Annotated in this window: 14 protein-coding genes and 1 riboswitch; of the genes, 13 read left to right on the top strand and 1 reads right to left on the bottom strand. The window is 65.3% G+C overall.

The genetic code is table 11. The features are described 5' to 3' along the window. The first annotated feature begins 64 nt into the window (after nucleotides 1–64). The 9 genes from G3N98_RS02930 (at nucleotide 65) to arsH (ending at nucleotide 9,697) form a co-directional block, all read left to right on the top strand. Nucleotides 65–448 (top strand): hypothetical protein, encoded by a 384-nt coding sequence (locus tag G3N98_RS02930; protein ID WP_206147164.1) that lies wholly within the window; start codon nucleotides 65–67, stop codon nucleotides 446–448. 92 nt (nucleotides 449–540) lie between these two features. Further along, nucleotides 541–1,833 (top strand): TolC family protein, encoded by a 1,293-nt coding sequence (locus tag G3N98_RS02925; RefSeq protein ID WP_206147163.1) that lies wholly within the window; start codon nucleotides 541–543, stop codon nucleotides 1,831–1,833. Nucleotides 1,834–1,844: 11 nt separating this feature from the next. Further along, nucleotides 1,845–3,374, top strand: coding sequence for an efflux RND transporter periplasmic adaptor subunit (locus tag G3N98_RS02920; protein WP_206147162.1), 1,530 nt, complete (start codon nucleotides 1,845–1,847; stop codon nucleotides 3,372–3,374). Continuing rightward, a complete protein-coding gene (locus tag G3N98_RS02915) occupies nucleotides 3,371–6,577 on the top strand; it encodes an efflux RND transporter permease subunit (protein ID WP_206147161.1) in 3,207 nt (1,068 codons plus the stop codon). The genes G3N98_RS02920 and G3N98_RS02915 overlap by 4 nt, the downstream gene beginning before the upstream one ends. Continuing rightward, nucleotides 6,568–6,945, top strand: a complete 378-nt coding sequence (locus tag G3N98_RS02910) for a copper-binding protein (protein ID WP_206147197.1) — start codon at nucleotides 6,568–6,570, stop codon at nucleotides 6,943–6,945. The genes G3N98_RS02915 and G3N98_RS02910 overlap by 10 nt, the downstream gene beginning before the upstream one ends. A gap of 194 nt (nucleotides 6,946–7,139) precedes the next feature. After that, nucleotides 7,140–7,472, top strand: a complete 333-nt coding sequence (locus tag G3N98_RS02905; protein ID WP_206135907.1) for a metalloregulator ArsR/SmtB family transcription factor — start codon at nucleotides 7,140–7,142, stop codon at nucleotides 7,470–7,472. Next, nucleotides 7,469–8,539, top strand: a complete 1,071-nt coding sequence (gene arsB, locus G3N98_RS02900) for an ACR3 family arsenite efflux transporter (protein WP_206147160.1) — start codon at nucleotides 7,469–7,471, stop codon at nucleotides 8,537–8,539. The genes G3N98_RS02905 and arsB overlap by 4 nt, the downstream gene beginning before the upstream one ends. 20 nt (nucleotides 8,540–8,559) lie before the next feature. Beyond that, nucleotides 8,560–8,982 carry an arsenate reductase (glutaredoxin) gene (gene arsC, locus G3N98_RS02895; RefSeq protein ID WP_206147159.1) on the top strand — a complete coding sequence of 141 codons (423 nt, stop codon included), beginning with the start codon at nucleotides 8,560–8,562 and terminating at the stop codon, nucleotides 8,980–8,982. Beyond that, entirely contained in the window at nucleotides 8,975–9,697 is a 723-nt protein-coding gene (gene arsH, locus G3N98_RS02890) for an arsenical resistance protein ArsH (RefSeq protein ID WP_346779060.1), read from the top strand. The genes arsC and arsH overlap by 8 nt, the downstream gene beginning before the upstream one ends. 81 nt (nucleotides 9,698–9,778) lie before the next feature. On the opposite strand, the gene G3N98_RS02885 is transcribed toward arsH, so the two are convergent. Then, the gene (locus tag G3N98_RS02885) at nucleotides 9,779–10,789 is read right to left on the bottom strand and encodes a sodium:calcium antiporter (protein WP_175239284.1); all 1,011 of its coding nucleotides are present in this window, start codon (nucleotides 10,787–10,789) and stop codon (nucleotides 9,779–9,781) included. Between the two features lie 81 nt (nucleotides 10,790–10,870). After that, nucleotides 10,871–11,038, bottom strand: a riboswitch (yybP-ykoY riboswitch). 556 nt (nucleotides 11,039–11,594) lie between these two features. Here G3N98_RS02885 and G3N98_RS02880 point away from each other — a divergent pair. The 4 genes from G3N98_RS02880 (at nucleotide 11,595) to dmeF (ending at nucleotide 15,247) form a co-directional block, all read left to right on the top strand. Beyond that, nucleotides 11,595–12,839, top strand: a complete 1,245-nt coding sequence (locus G3N98_RS02880; protein WP_089474059.1) for a DUF6402 family protein — start codon at nucleotides 11,595–11,597, stop codon at nucleotides 12,837–12,839. Continuing rightward, nucleotides 12,812–13,492, top strand: a complete 681-nt coding sequence (locus tag G3N98_RS02875; RefSeq protein ID WP_089474060.1) for a hypothetical protein — start codon at nucleotides 12,812–12,814, stop codon at nucleotides 13,490–13,492. The genes G3N98_RS02880 and G3N98_RS02875 overlap by 28 nt, the downstream gene beginning before the upstream one ends. Before the next feature lie 459 nt (nucleotides 13,493–13,951). Next, nucleotides 13,952–14,227 carry a metal/formaldehyde-sensitive transcriptional repressor gene (locus tag G3N98_RS02870; protein WP_089428418.1) on the top strand — a complete coding sequence of 92 codons (276 nt, stop codon included), beginning with the start codon at nucleotides 13,952–13,954 and terminating at the stop codon, nucleotides 14,225–14,227. Nucleotides 14,228–14,239: 12 nt separating this feature from the next. Beyond that, on the top strand, nucleotides 14,240–15,247 hold the full coding sequence (gene dmeF, locus G3N98_RS02865) for a CDF family Co(II)/Ni(II) efflux transporter DmeF (RefSeq protein ID WP_206147157.1): 1,008 nt from the start codon (nucleotides 14,240–14,242) through the stop codon (nucleotides 15,245–15,247).

Raw genomic sequence — 15,247 nt, 5'->3', positions numbered from 1 at the left:
GGCACGTCGTTACGCTTCGTCGACGCGCCGCCACACAGCAAAACCCCGCGCTATAATCCCCGCCATGAAATTCCTCCGGACGCTCATCCTGCTGCTGCTCTGCGCGGTGCTGCCCATCAGCGGGCTGGCAGCCAGCGGCCTGGCCGGGGAATGTCCGATGATGCAGCAGGGCATGTCGATGTCGATGGACATGGACGCCGGCATGTCCGCCGACATGCCGGGCTGCGATTCGATGCAGTCGTCGTCCGCCGGCAAGGCCCACGCGAAAGCGAAGGGCACGGCCTGCAAGCTGACGGCGCAATGCCAGTTCGGCAGTCTCTATCATCCGGCCGCTCGCGCCGAAGTCAGTCGTCCCGCGGCATTCGCCAGCACCGTCGCGTTCCACTACGCGCAAATCCTCCCGGTCCGCGATCCGAACGGATTGTGGCGCCCTCCACGCGTCAGCTGATCCCGATCCGATAGGTTCGCCGCATTCGCGGTGAGGTTCGTCCTGTATCAGGACGTGGAATCCCTATGGGGTTCCGCCGTTGGGGTTCAACCATGTCATTCCATCCCGGCATGCCGCTTGCGCGGCGTGCACGTCGGCGCGCGCCCATGCTTTGGGCGGCGCTGCTGGTGGCGGGCGCCGTTCACGCGCAGCCATCGCCTGTCACGCTTGACGCCGCGCTGCAGTCCGCCACCGATCATTCCGCTTCGATGCAGGCCGCGCAGGCGTCGGTGCGCGCGAGCGCGGAGGCGGCCGTGAAGGCCGGCCAGCTGCCCGACCCGATGCTCAAGGCCGGCATCGACAACCTGCCGGTCAACGGCGGCCAGCGCTTCACCGTCGGCCAGGACTTCATGACGATGCGCCGCATCGGCATCGAGCAGGAGTGGGTGTCCGGCGACAAGCGGCGCCTGCGCTCGGCACTCGCCAACGAGCAGGTCGGGCGCGAGCGCGCCGGCTATCTCGCGCAGCTCGCGAGCGTGCGCCAGCAAACCGCGACGGCCTGGCTGAACGCCGTCTACGCGAAGCAGGCGCTCGCGCTGCAGCAGGCGCTGCTCGATCACATGAACCATGAGCTTGAAGCGACGAAGGCGTCGTATCGCGGCGCGAAGGCGAGTGCGGCCGACGTCGTCCAGGCGCGGGCCATGCTCGCGCAGACGCAGGATCAATTGCTGAAAGCGCGGCAGGTCTACCAGACCGCGCTCATCGCGCTGTCGCGCTGGACCGCCGTGCCGGTCGACGACGTTGCGGGCGCGCCGCCCGCGCCGGAATCGTTCGTGTCGTCGTTGCCGCCGGACGAGTTGCGGCTGTCGCAGCCGGCGCTGATCACCGCCGCCGACGATATCGCGGTGGCCGAGGCCGATACGGCCGTCGCGGACAGCGAACGCAGCCCGAACTGGACCTGGGAAGTCGCGTACCAGCAGCGTGGCGGCGCGTATTCGAACATGGTGTCCGTCGGCGTGACGATCCCGCTGCCGCTCAATCGCAAGAACCGCCAGAACCGCGACGTCGCCGAAAAGGCCGCGCTCGCGACGAAGGCGCGCCTGATGTACGAGGACACGCTGCGCCAGGTGCAGGCCGATATCCGCACGCAGTCCGCGACGCTCGCGAGCGGTCGTGCGCGCATCGCGCATCTCGGCGACGCATTGCTGCCCGCCGCCGACCAGCGCGTGCAACTGGCGAACGCGGCCTACCGTGCCGGCACAGGCTCGCTCGCCGATACGTTCGCCGCGCGCCGCGCGCAACTGGATGCGCAATTGCAGGTGCTCGATCTCCGGCGCGAGGTGTCGCAGACCTGGGCGCAGCTCGAATACCAGGTCGTGCCGTCGACGCTGGCCGCCGCGCAATAAAGGAGAACGACATGACGAAGCAAACATGGGCCCGCGCGGCCGTGCTGGCGTTCGCCGGTGCCGCGCTGCTCGGCACGGGTTATTTCGTGGGCGCACGCCATGCGGCAAGCGCCGCGACTGACGCCGCCGCGTCGGCCTCGACCGGCCAGCCCGGTTCGACGAGCGGCCGAAAGGTGCTCTACTGGCACGACCCGATGGTGCCGAACCAGCATTTCGACAAACCGGGCAAGTCGCCCTTCATGGACATGCAACTGCAACCCGTCTACGCGGACGAAGGCGGCGGCGCGTCCGGCATCCGGATCGATCCGGGCCTGCAGCAGAACCTCGGCATCCGCTATGCGACCGTGCGCTGGCAACAGACGGCGGCCGGATTCGATGCGGTGGGCACCACGCAGTTCGACGAATCGCGCGCGGACGTCGTCCAGTCGCGCGTGACCGGCTACATCGACCGTCTCCATGCGCGCGCACCGATGCAGCGTATCGCGAAGGGCGCGCCGGTCGCATCGCTGTTCGTGCCCGACTGGCTCGCGCCGCAGGAGGAATACCTCGCGCTCAAGCGCGGCGGGATGGACGCCAGCCTGCTCGATGCATCGCGTGCACGGATGCGGGCGCTGTCGATTCCCGGCGGCATGATCGCGAGCCTCGATCGCACCGGCCGCGTGCAGACGCATGTCGTGCTGACCGCGCCGGAAACCGGCGTCGTCAGCGAGTTGAACGTGCGGGACGGCGCGATGGTTGCGCCCGGCCAGACGCTCGCGAAGATCGCCGGGCTGTCGACGCTGTGGCTCATCGTCGAGGTGCCGGAAGCGCTTGCGCTGAACGTGCAGCCGGGGATGGCGGTCGATGCGACGTTCGCGGGCGACCCAACACAGCATTTCACCGGACGCATCCGCGAAGTGCTGCCCGGCATCAGCGCGAGCAGCCGCACGCTGCAGGCGCGCGTGGAGATCGACAACGCGGCGCTGAAGCTCACGCCCGGCATGCTGATGCGCGTGCGGGTCGCCGCGCGGCAGAGCGTGTCGCGCCTGCTCGTGCCGTCCGAAGCGGTGATCGCGACCGGCAAGCGCTCGATCGTCATCGTGAAGAATCGCGACGGCCGGCTCCAGCCCGTGACGGTGACGGTGGGTAACGACGTCGGCAGCGACACCGAAGTGCTCGGCGGGCTGAACGAAGGCGACACGGTCGTCGCATCGGGGCAGTTCCTGATCGATTCCGAGGCGAGCCTGAAAAGCGTGTTGCCGCGGCTGGAAAGCGGCACCGGCGCGAGCGGGGCAGCGGCGATGCCCGCGTCGACGCCGACAGCAGCGACACCGGTCTACGAAACCACCGGCAAGGTCGAACAGGTCACGGCCGACGACATCACGTTCTCGCATCAGCCCGTTCCGGCGCTCGGCTGGGGCGCGATGACGATGGCGTTCGGCAAGCCGTCGGCCACCGCGTTCCCGGACGTGAAGCCAGGCCAGACGGTGCGCTTCGCGTTCACGCAGGGCGACGACGGTTACCGGCTGACGAAGGTCGAACCGCAGGGAGGCGAACGATGATCGCGCACGTCATTCGCTGGTCCGTCCACAACCGCTTCCTCGTGCTGCTCGCCACCGTGCTGATTGCCGCATGGGGTGTTCATTCGCTGCGGCAGACGCCGCTCGATGCATTGCCCGACCTGTCGGACACGCAGGTGATCGTGAAGGCGTCGTATCCGGGCAAGGCGCCGCAGATCGTCGAGGATCAGGCGACTTACCCGTTGACGACCACGCTGCTCGGCGTGCCCGGTGCGAAAACCGTCCGCGCGTATTCGTCGTTCGGCGACGCGTTCGTCTACGTGCTGTTCGACGACCGCACCGATCCGTACTGGGCGCGTTCGCGCGTGCTCGAATACCTGAGCCAGGTGCAGAGCCGGCTGCCAGCCGGCGCGACGGTGTCGCTCGGGCCGGATGCGACCGGCGTCGGCTGGGTATACGAGTACGCGCTCGTCGATCGCACGGGCCGTCACGATCTCGGGCAACTGCGCGCGCTCAACGACTGGTTCCTGAAGTTCGAGCTGAAGGCGGTGCCCGATGTGTCGGAAGTCGCGAGCATCGGCGGCATGGTGCAGCAGTACCAGGTCGTGCTCGACCCCGACAAGCTGCGCGCATACGGCATCACGCAGGCGGAAGTCGCGAGCGCGCTCGGCAGCGCCAACCAGGCGTCCGGCGGTTCGGTCGTCGAGCTGGCCGAGTCGGAGTACATGGTGCGCTCGACCGGCTACCTGCGCACGCTCGACGATTTCCGGCACGTGGTGCTGCGCACGAACGACGCCGGCACGCCGGTGCTGCTCGGCGACGTCGCACGCATCCAGGTCGGCCCGGCGATGCGGCGCGGGATCGCGGAGCTGAACGGGCAGGGCGAGGTGACGGGCGGCGTCGTCGTGATGCGTTCGGGCAAGAACGCGCTGACCACGATCGATGCGGTGAAGGCGAAGCTCGCCGACCTGAAGCGTTCGCTGCCGCCCGGCGTCGAGATCGTCACGACCTACGATCGCTCGCAGCTGATCGCGCGCGCGGTGGGCAACCTGAAGGACAAGCTGATCGAGGAGTTCGTGATCGTCGGCATCGTCTGCGCGGTGTTTCTGTTCCACCTGCGCAGCGCGTTCGTCGCGATCCTGTCGCTGCCGCTCGGCGTGCTGGCCGCGTTCATCGTGATGCGCTACCAGGGCGTGAACGCGAACCTGATGTCGCTCGGCGGGATCGCGATCGCGATCGGCGCGATGATCGACGCGGCGATCGTGATGATCGAGAACGCGCACAAGCATCTCGAAGCGTACGACCACGCGCATCCCGGCGAGCCGATCACGCCGGCCAGACGATGGGAGCTCGTCGCGGCGTCGGCCGCGGAGGTCGGGCCCGCACTGTTCTTCTCGCTGCTGATCATCACGCTGTCGTTCATCCCGGTGTTTTCGCTGGAAGGGCAGGAAGGCAAGCTGTTCGCGCCGCTGGCGTTCACGAAGACCTACACGATCGCCGCGGCCGCCGGCCTGTCGGTGACGCTGGTGCCGGTGCTGATGGGCTATCTCGTGCGCGGCCGCATTCCGCACGAGCACGCGAACCCCATCAACCGCGTGCTGATTCGCGCGTACCGTCCGCTGCTCGAAGCGACGCTCAGGCGCCCGTGGGTCGCGATCGGCATCGCGGTCGTCGCGCTCGTGCTGACGGCCGTGCCGCTGTCGCGGCTCGGCGGCGAATTCATGCCGCCGCTCGACGAAGGCGACCTGCTGTACATGCCGACCGCGCTGCCCGGCATCTCCGCCGACAAGGCGAGCGAGCTGTTGCAGCAGACCGACCGGCTGATCAAGACCGTGCCCGAGGTCGACACGGTGTTCGGCAAATCGGGCCGCGCCGATACCGCGACCGATCCCGCGCCGCTCGAGATGTTCGAGACGACGATCCGCTTCAAGCCACGCAGCGCCTGGCGGCCCGGCATGACGCCGGAGAAGCTCGTCGACGAACTCGATCGCACGGTGAAGGTGCCGGGGCTGTCGAACGTGTGGGTGCCGCCGATCCGCAACCGGCTCGACATGCTGTCCACCGGGATCAAGACGCCGGTCGGCGTGAAGATTTCCGGGCCGGACCTGGCCGGCATCGACGCGATCGCGAAGCAGGTCGAGGCGGCCGTGAAGCCCGTGCCGGGCGTGACGTCCGCGCTCGCGGAACGGCTGAACGGCGGCCGCTATATCGACGTCGACATCGACCGGCTCGCGGCCGCGCGCTACGGGCTGTCGGTGGCCGACCTCCAGTCGGTCGTGTCGACGGCGGTCGGCGGCGACGACGTCGGCGAAGTGATCGCGGGGCGCGAGCGCTTTCCGATCAACCTCCGCTACCCGCGCGAGGTGCGCGATTCGGTCGAGAACCTGCGGCAGCTTCCGGTCGTCACCGCGCGCGGCGCGCAGATCCGCCTGGGCGACGTCGCACGCATCGCGATCGCCGATGGCCCGCCGATGATCCGCAGCGAGAACGCGCGACTGTCCGGCTACGTGTACGTCGACCTCCGCGGCGTCGACCTGAGCACCGCAGTGCGCACGATGCAGCAAGCCGTCGCGCGGCAGGTCGCGTTGCCGCCCGGCTATTCGATCGCGTGGTCGGGGCAGTTCGAGTATCTCGAACGCGCGGCGGCCAAGCTGCGCACCGTCGTGCCGGTGACGCTCGTGGTGATCTTCGTGCTGCTGTTCCTCACGTTCGGCTCGGCGGCCGATGCGCTGCTGCTGATGTCGACGGTGCCGTTCGCGCTGGTCGGCGGCTTCTGGCTCGTGTGGGCGCTCGGCCACGCGGTGTCGGTCGCGACGTCGGTGGGCTTCATCGCGCTCGCGGGCGTGGCCGCCGAATTCGGCGTCGTGATGCTGCTGTACCTGAAGGGCGCGCTGCAGCGCCGGCTCGACGCCGGCGAACCACTCACCGATGCGCTGCTGCTCGACGCGATCCGCGAAGGCGCGGTGCTGCGCGTGCGGCCCAAGGCGATGACGGTGGCCGTCGTGCTCGCCGGCCTCGTGCCGATCATGGTCGGGCACGGTGCCGGTTCCGAAGTCATGCAGCGCATCGCCGCGCCGATGGTCGGCGGCATGGTCACCGCGCCGCTGCTGTCGATGTTCGTCATTCCCGCCGCCTGGCTCCTGCTGCAGCGCCGTCGTGCGCGAAGCGCGGGCCATGCGTGGCATTCCGAAGCAGTTCCTCACGGCACGAACGTGCCATCCATCCCAACCGGAGAATCCCGATGAAGAAGTTGATTGCCGTCACCGTTGCTGCTGCCGCCGTGCTTGCTGCCGGCACGCTCGTCACCCCCGCCTTTGCAGCCGGCGACATGGCCGGCATGGACATGTCCGGCATGAAGATGTCGTCGGGCGGCATGGCCGAATCGAATGCCGCGCTGACCGACGCCGAAGTGAAGAAGGTCGATGCCGCGACCGGCAAGATCACGCTGAAGCACGGCGCGCTCGAGAACGTCGGGATGCCGCCGATGACGATGGCGTTCAAGGCGAAGGACGCGGCGATGCTCGAGCACGCCCATGCGGGCGACAAGGTCAAGGTGCGGATCGAGAAGGTCGACGGCACGCTGACGATCGTCAAGCTGGTGAAGGCGTCCTGACCTGAGCGCATGCCGGTGCGTCGCCCGTCCGCGAGGCGGGCGGCTGCACCGGTGCCGTGCGCGTCGGGCCGGAAGCCGCGCGTGCGGCCGGGTTTGACGGTGCGCGAAGGGCTGGGGAGCGGCCACGCACGGGATTCGCACCTTCATTTCAACAATGCTTGAAATATTGAAATGATGGCGCTATCCTTCGCGCCATGGACTCCAATCTCGTCGTGCGCGCCCTGGGCGCGCTTGCTCATGAAGCGCGCCTGGCCATCTTTCGCGCGCTGGTCGTGGCCGGGCCCGAAGGGCTGCCGGCTGGTGCGATCGCCCAGCAGATCGGGCTGTCGCCATCGAGCCTGTCGTTTCATCTGAAGGATCTGTCGCATGCCGACCTGGTCACCGCGCGCCAGGACGGCCGGTTCATCTATTACGCGGCGAATTTCGAATCGATGAGCGGGCTCATCGGGTTCCTGACCGAGAACTGCTGCGCCGGCGCGGCCTGCGGCGTGCCGACGGCGCCCGATTGCTGCGGAGGCGATGCATGACCGGCTCGGACGTTGCACAACCGCAAGCCGTGGCGGCGCAGCCCGCCATCGGCTTCTTCGAGCGCTACCTGAGCGTCTGGGTGGCGCTGTGCATCGTGCTCGGCATCGCGCTGGGCCAGGCGCTGCCCGGGCTCTTTCAGCACATCGGCCGCATGGAATACGCGCAGGTCAACCTGCCCGTCGGGCTGCTGATCTGGGTGATGATCGTGCCGATGCTGGTCAAGGTCGATTTCGGCGCGTTGCATGAGGTTCGGCAGCATGTGCGGGGGATCGGCGTGACGCTCGTCGTGAACTGGCTCGTCAAGCCGTTTTCGATGGCGCTGCTCGGCTGGCTGTTCATCCGGCAGCTGTTCGCGCCGATGCTGCCCGCCGACCAGATCGACAGCTATATCGCCGGCCTGATCCTGCTGGCCGCCGCGCCGTGCACGGCGATGGTGTTCGTGTGGAGCCGGCTGACGGGCGGCGATCCGCTGTTCACGCTGTCGCAGGTCGCGCTGAACGACAGCATCATGGTGATCGCGTTCGCGCCGCTGGTCGGCCTGTTGCTGGGAATGTCCGCGATCACGGTGCCGTGGGCGACGCTGCTCACGTCGGTCGTGCTCTACATCGTCATCCCGGTGATCCTCGCGCAAGTGTGGCGCAGGCTGTTGCTCGCGAAGGGGCCGGCGGCGTTCGACCGCTCGATGGCGAAGATTGGCCCTTGGTCCATCGCCGCGTTGCTGGCCACGCTGGTGCTGCTGTTCGCGTTCCAGGGCGAGGCGATCCTGAAGCAGCCGCTGGTGATCGCGCTGCTCGCGGTGCCGATCCTGATCCAGGTGTTCTTCAATGCAGCGCTCGCCTATGGGCTCAATCGTCTCGTCGGCGAGCAACACAGCATCGCGTGTCCGTCGGCGTTGATCGGTGCGTCCAATTTCTTCGAGCTGGCCGTGGCCGCCGCGATCAGCCTGTTCGGCTTCCACTCGGGCGCCGCGCTCGCGACCGTCGTCGGCGTGCTCGTCGAAGTGCCGGTGATGCTGCTCGTCGTGCGTGTCGTCAACCGTTCGAAGCGCTGGTACGAGTGCGCGTGAAACCATTCAGGAATCCGGAAATGACCGACATCACGATCTATCACAACCCCGATTGCGGCACGTCGCGCAACACGCTGGCGATGATTCGCAACGCCGGCGTCGAGCCGCGTGTCGTGCTTTACCTCGAAGCGCCGCCGAGCCGGGCAGAGCTGCGTGCGCTGATCGCGGCGATGGGCGTGCCCGTGCGCGACGTGCTGCGGCGCAAGGGGACACCGTATGAAGCGCTCGATCTCGACAATCCGAAGTGGAGCGACGACGACCTGATCGGCTTCATGGTCGCTCACCCGATCCTGATCAACCGCCCGATCGTCGTGACGCCGCTCGGCACGCGGCTGTGCCGTCCGTCCGAGCAGGTGCTCGACATCCTGCCCGATCCGCAGAAGGGGCCGTTTGCGAAGGAAGACGGCGAAATCGTGATCGATGCGGAGGGCAAGCGTGTCTGAGCGACTGAACGATCTGCCGCAACTCGATGCCACGCTGTTTCGCGTGCCGGACGCGAGCCGGTTGCAGCCCGCGCAGCCGTCGACGCATCCGCCTCGAATCGTGTTGCTCTACGGGTCATTGCGCACGCGCTCGTTCAGCCGGTTGCTGGTCGAGGAGGCGGCGCGGTTGCTGGCGGCGATGGGCGCCGAAGCCAGGATCTTCAATCCGGCCGGCTTGCCGCTGCCTGACGATGCGCCCGACGACCACCCGAAGGTGGCCGAGTTGCGCGAGCTCGTGCAATGGTCGGAGGGCATGGTGTGGTGCTCCCCCGAGCGGCACGGCGCGATGACCGGCGTGATGAAGGCGCAGATCGACTGGATTCCGTTGTCGGTCGGCGCGGTGCGGCCGACGCAAGGCAAGACGCTGGCGGTCATGCAGGTCAGCGGCGGATCGCAGTCGTTCAATGCGGTCAACCAGATGCGCGTGCTCGGGCGCTGGATGCGCATGCTGACCATCCCGAACCAGTCGTCGGTCGCGAAGGCGTTCATGGAATTTGGCGACGACGACCGGATGAAACCGTCCGCGTATTTCGACCGGGTCGTCGACGTCATGGAGGAGCTGGTCAAATTCACGCTGCTGACGCGCGACGTCGGCGTGTATCTGACTGACCGCTACAGCGAGCGCAAGGAAAGCGCCGAGCAACTGTCGCAGCGTGTGAACCAGACGCGCATCTGAATCGCTTGCGGGCCGCCGGCGCGATGAGGCTTCGTTCGCGCCGGGCAGCAGGATCGCGCCCGGCGCGTCCATTGAGCCATTTCAGCGCGCCAGCGTCAGGAACAAATACCCCGCATACCCCGCGCCGTTCGCGAGCAACGCCCAGATCGCGAGCCCGCGCGTGCGTGCATTGACGCGCAGCCATGCCGCCGCCGCGAGCGTGATGATCACGCCGGTCAGCACTTCGGGGCGCGGCTCCCACGGCGTCAGCATGATGCCGATCGCCGGCAGCAGCGTGCCCTGGAACACCATCGCGCCGGTGATGTTGCCGAACGCGAGCGTGTCCTTCCTGCGGCGGATCCACAGCACGCTGTTGACCTTCTCCGGCAGTTCCGTCGCGATCGGCACGATGATCAGCGACAGCAGCAGCGCCGATATGCCCAGCGCGTGCGACACGCCTTCCACGCCGTGAATGAAACCCTTCGCCCCGCCGACCAGCAGCGCGACGCCGAGGAGCAGTTGCAGCGCGATCGTCGCGAGGTTGGTCGGCACACCCAGGCGTGACAGGAACATCGTGTGCGGCGCCTCGGTGCCGTGCCCGGCATCGACGAGCTGGCTCGACGCCCGGAACGTCATCACGACATACATCACGTAGATGCCGACCAGCGTCGCCGCGAGCAACGCACGCACGGCCCCGTTGTGATGCGGGACGAACATCGCGGCGGTGGCCAGCGAGAACGCGGCGAGAAAGTAGTTCATGTCGCGCACGAAGCCCGTGCGTTCGGGCGCGATCGTGCCGCGCAGCCCGCGCGAGCGGATCACGGCGAGCGTCATCAGGAAGGTGGTGAGCGTCGCGAGCATCAGCGGCGCGCCGAGAATCGCGCCGACGCCGATCTCCTCGTTCACGGCCTGGTTCGCGGTGCCGCCGGCGAGCGCGAGCAGCGGCACCATCGTTTCGGGCAACGCGGTGCCGACGGCCGCGAACAGCGAACCGGTGACGCCTTCGGAAATCTTCAGGCGTTCGCCGAGATGTTCGAGCGCATTGGTGAAGACCTCGGCGGCGATGAGGATGACGACCAGCATGAACGCCAGTTCGACAAACATGAGAGTCATGCGGCACCTCCGCAGGCATGCGCGCGGACGGCGGCGAAACGCGGGGAGAGGGCGGTGTGGGACATGGGGACTCCGTGGTCGGACGCTGACGAACCATGGCGCATCCGCCGACGTCCGACCAGGAACGACGCGATGCGCCCATGGTCTCGCCAGGCCAATCAGGCTGATCGTGCCACGGCTGCAGGCCGAGTGTGTTGACACGATCGCTTTCCGGGGACGGAAAGCAGGCTACTCCCCAAAGACGAAAGGCAGTCTAGCCGGGCGGATTGCTTTCGACAAGCCTTCATCTCAAATTCCCGGCAGAACCCGTCGCAGCAGTACGCGCGCCTCTCGTCGGTGATGTGCTGCATCTGTCCTTTGAGGGGCGGCAGGCTAATCATGCCTGAGCGATGGGCATGGACTGACGATCTGAGATGGTATTGACGAACGGTTGTCGACCATCTTCGTGTGACCGGAGTGCAATTCCGTCAAGAGCGTTCGTGGCGGGATGCGATACACGTACCACCGCGGCTCGCCGAGGCGAATCTGTTCATTCCACGCGCCAGGCACTCGTGGATGCTGACACGGTTGCCAAAATGGATAGACAAGAGGCTGCGGAACTCGAGGACCCAATGTCGGGCTGTCTGGCCACGAAACCTTCCGTAACAATCGTGCCGCCGGAAAACTGCTCGTGCCTCTACGACCCACGTAGGTTTGGCTTGATCTGGCAAGTCATCCTCATTATTGCCGTTGGGTTTGTGGTTGGAATTGTCGGGGTTTTGATTACGCTGAGACCGGTTCTCTTGCGAATCACTATTCAAGCGTTATGCTCGACGTCAAAAAAGTCCCGTATTACCAGCTGGAATCTGGAGTCTTCTATCGCGGCAAACGGTGGAAATGTCGCGCTGGCGTGGTCGGATGCGTTCCCATCGACACGCAGCAAACAATCTCGTTCGACAGGCGTGCGCCGAACGAGCCACCATCGCCGCCCAAGACACCCGTTCCGGTCAAAGCGCATCACACGTCCACTCCTGCGCCAGCGCCCACCAAACCGCAACCGAGCGACAAGCCTCGAGACGCGGAGCAAGCCGACAAACTGCCCAAGTTCGATCTTCAGGACATCCCCAAAGCGATGGACAAGATGGGCTGGCCAATCTCGGCCAAGCTCGCGCGAGAATGGTTTGCGCGCCCAAGACACGTCTATGACGACGACCTCAATTCTGTACAGCCGATCGATGACACGACGGTTTCCCTGGATTGGGCGCTGAAATTTCGCGGTGCAACCGAGCGATTCAATCAACTTGTCCGGCAAGCGATTTACACACCGAATGCCGCACGAGCAGTCACGAAAGTCCTGGCGCCCGTGGTCGAGCGGAGTTTTTCGGCCGGGCAATTGAATGCAGCAGGTATCGCTATCGACACCTCACCGTTTCTGAAGGACCCGCTCCAGTTTCACATCGCCTGGGGATTCCAGTACCAGCCCGTCTCATCCCTCGACACGCTTGACGGTACCGCGATGACTGATTTGACCGGCGCCCTGGCGAACTTCAATTTCTACGCTGCCGTAGGGAAGGCTGCCGTAACTGGCGAACGCTTTTATCAATACGAAGGCAAGAACAAGATATTCTGTCTCGAGCCTGTCGCACAGATTACCCACGTCTATGTCTACATCAAAGACAGCTACTCGTTCAACGACGATTCGCTTTCCAAGAGCCAATACCTCGGCCACTGGAACAAGAACGGGATGGTTCTGTCCTACGCCGCGGCAGTCAACGATTTTTTCAAAGGCAGCAACTTGAACGTCGGGAACTCGACTATCGAAGAATGGCGCTACCTCCCCACGGGCGAAGAGGTCGACAAGCCGATCGACAAACGCACAAGCCTCTTTCGGAAGTTCCTGGCGAAGGATGTCTACTGGCCTGTTCATAACAAGACGTACCGCGACTGGAGGTCGGCGCATAATCGTGGTGGCGACTTCATGGTCTACAGTCGCCCCAAACTCATCAAGCTGAACAAGCCGATCATTCTGAAATTCGATACCGTATGCAGAACCATCCCGGCCGAGCAATGAAGGCGATCTCCACCGTTTTCAAAGTGGTCTTGACCGTTGTCGTCTTGTGCCTGGTTGTCGCCATTGCGTGGATGTTCCTGCCGGCCCACACGCGGAACGCGATCACGCTTTTCTCGCTCAAGAATGCGAAGGGCATGATCTTCGCCATCACGTCGATCATCTTCGTGCTCTACTTCTACTGGTTTGTTAGAAATATCGACCACTTCAGCCGAATGAAACGCGTAGGACTGGCGGTCGTCACGCTGAGCTTCCTGGTGTTCTTCTATCTCGTCAACTTTCGCGGGATCACGACCGACGACACCGATTGCCAGCGATTCAACTACAACGCCAAGCTGAACGGTGGCGTCAAGCAGATCGATGGCACAACCTATATCGTCAACATCTGCGGCAGTGGCCGCAGCGGCAATGGCCTTTTTGCTGATCAGAACGAGCAGGTCAAAATCGTCGTGGCCGATGCGCACGGGTCGACCCTCGCGACCCGGCTATTTTTCGTCTTTTGGAGCGGCCGGCCCGGAAATGATCCGATCGAGATCCATGACGGAAAGCTGATCTACTTCGACGCATCGGATGCGTACGACAGCACACGGACGATCTCGATGCCGCCTTCCACGATGGATTGGGTCGCGGCGAGAATTCCGATTTCGATGCGCTGATCCGAGCGCTGAAACGCATCGCAGTCCCTGCGCAAGGGATTCAGTGACAACACCTTATGTTGTCTGGCCCGCACATGATCCAACAACCCTATGCGGGCAGGAACCCACAGCGGTCCATCGGCATTGTGCACCGATGTGAAGTGCGTGAACGCTTCCCACTTCACAGCCCTGGAGGCGCACAACTCGCGTCAATCCATGACCCTTTCCCCCTTAACTCGATGGTCTACGGGATGCGCCCTGGTGCAGGTTCGTCAGCAGCCCGGGCATTGCGAAAGATAGGCTCGGTATAGACGGACGGCGCTTGAGACAAGTGGGCCGGCACGGAAAGATACGGAGTGGACCTCCCTGTCAAACGTGTACCTGAGATGAAAGCCTGTCGAAGGCGAAATACCCCTCGCCTCTATAGGGGAAACCTCCTGGAGATATACTCCCCCTCCCTATCCAGGAGTCCCGTCATCGATGAGCCATACCGTTCGTGAAAAACAGAAGCTGCTGAACCGCGTGCGCCGTATCAAGGGCCAGGTCGAGGCGATCGAGCGCGCGCTCGGGGATGAGCGCGGCTGCAACGAGGTGCTGCAATTGATCACGAGTTGTCGCGGCGCGATGAACGGGCTGTTGGCCGTCGTGCTGGAGGACCACATCCGCGAGCACATGGTCGATGCACATGGACCGGATGAGCACGAAGGCAGCGCGACCGAGCAGCTGATCGACGTGGTGCACAGCTATTTCAAGTAATCGGGGCGGAACATGGGCAATTTCACGAATGACGCGTTCGGCGCGGGGCACGACCATATTTTCCTCGGCGCTGCGCACGAGCAGAACGAGCGGCGGACGTGGATGGTGATCGGTCTATGCTCGGCGATGATGGTGGCCGAGATCGTCGGCGGTACGCTGTTCGGTTCGCTGGCGCTCGTCGCCGACGGGCTGCACATGTCGACGCACGCAGGCGCGATGCTGATCGCCGCACTGGCCTATACCTATGCGCGCAGGCATGCCGACGATCCGCGCTTCGTGTTCGGCACCGGCAAGCTGGGCGACCTGGCCGGGTTCACGAGCGCGATCGTGCTCGCGATGATCGCGATCCTGATCGGCTACGAGGCCATTGCACGTTTGCTGGCACCCGTTCCCATTCACTTCGGCGAGGCGATTCCGATTGCCGTGCTGGGGCTCGCGGTGAACCTCGCCAGCGTGTGGTTGCTGAGCGGCGACCATCACCATGCGCATGGCCACGGACATGGTCACCACCACGACCACGACCACGACCATGATCACGACGATGACCACCACGCGCATCACGATCACGGTTCGCACGCGGCCGCCCATCGCGACCACAACATCCGGTCGGCCTACGTCCACGTGATCGCCGACGCGGCCGTGTCGGTGCTGGCCATCGTCGGCCTGCTGCTCGCACGCGCGTTCGGCTGGGTCTGGATGGACCCCGTCGCGGGCATCATCGGCGCACTCGTCATCGCGAACTGGTCGTACGGGCTGATGCGCGATACGGGCGGCATCCTGCTCGACGTCAACGTCGACCGCAAGCTGGCGGAGCGCGTACGTCATGCGATCGAGGCGCTCGGCGACAAGGTCAACGATCTTCACGTGTGGCGTGTCGGCCCCGGCCATATGAGTGCGATCGTGTCGGTCGAGACCATCGATGCGGCGCGCGACGCGCGCTTTTACCATGCACTGGTCGAAGGTTTCGACGGCGTGTCTCACGTGACCGTCGAAGTGATGACGCCTGCGAAGGCGGCCTGA

Source organism: Burkholderia sp. Tr-20390 (assembly GCF_017104595.1).
Lineage (GTDB): Bacteria > Pseudomonadota > Gammaproteobacteria > Burkholderiales > Burkholderiaceae > Burkholderia.
The sequence above is the reverse complement of the archived record's forward strand: the minus strand, read 5'-3'. Positions and strand labels throughout refer to the sequence as shown.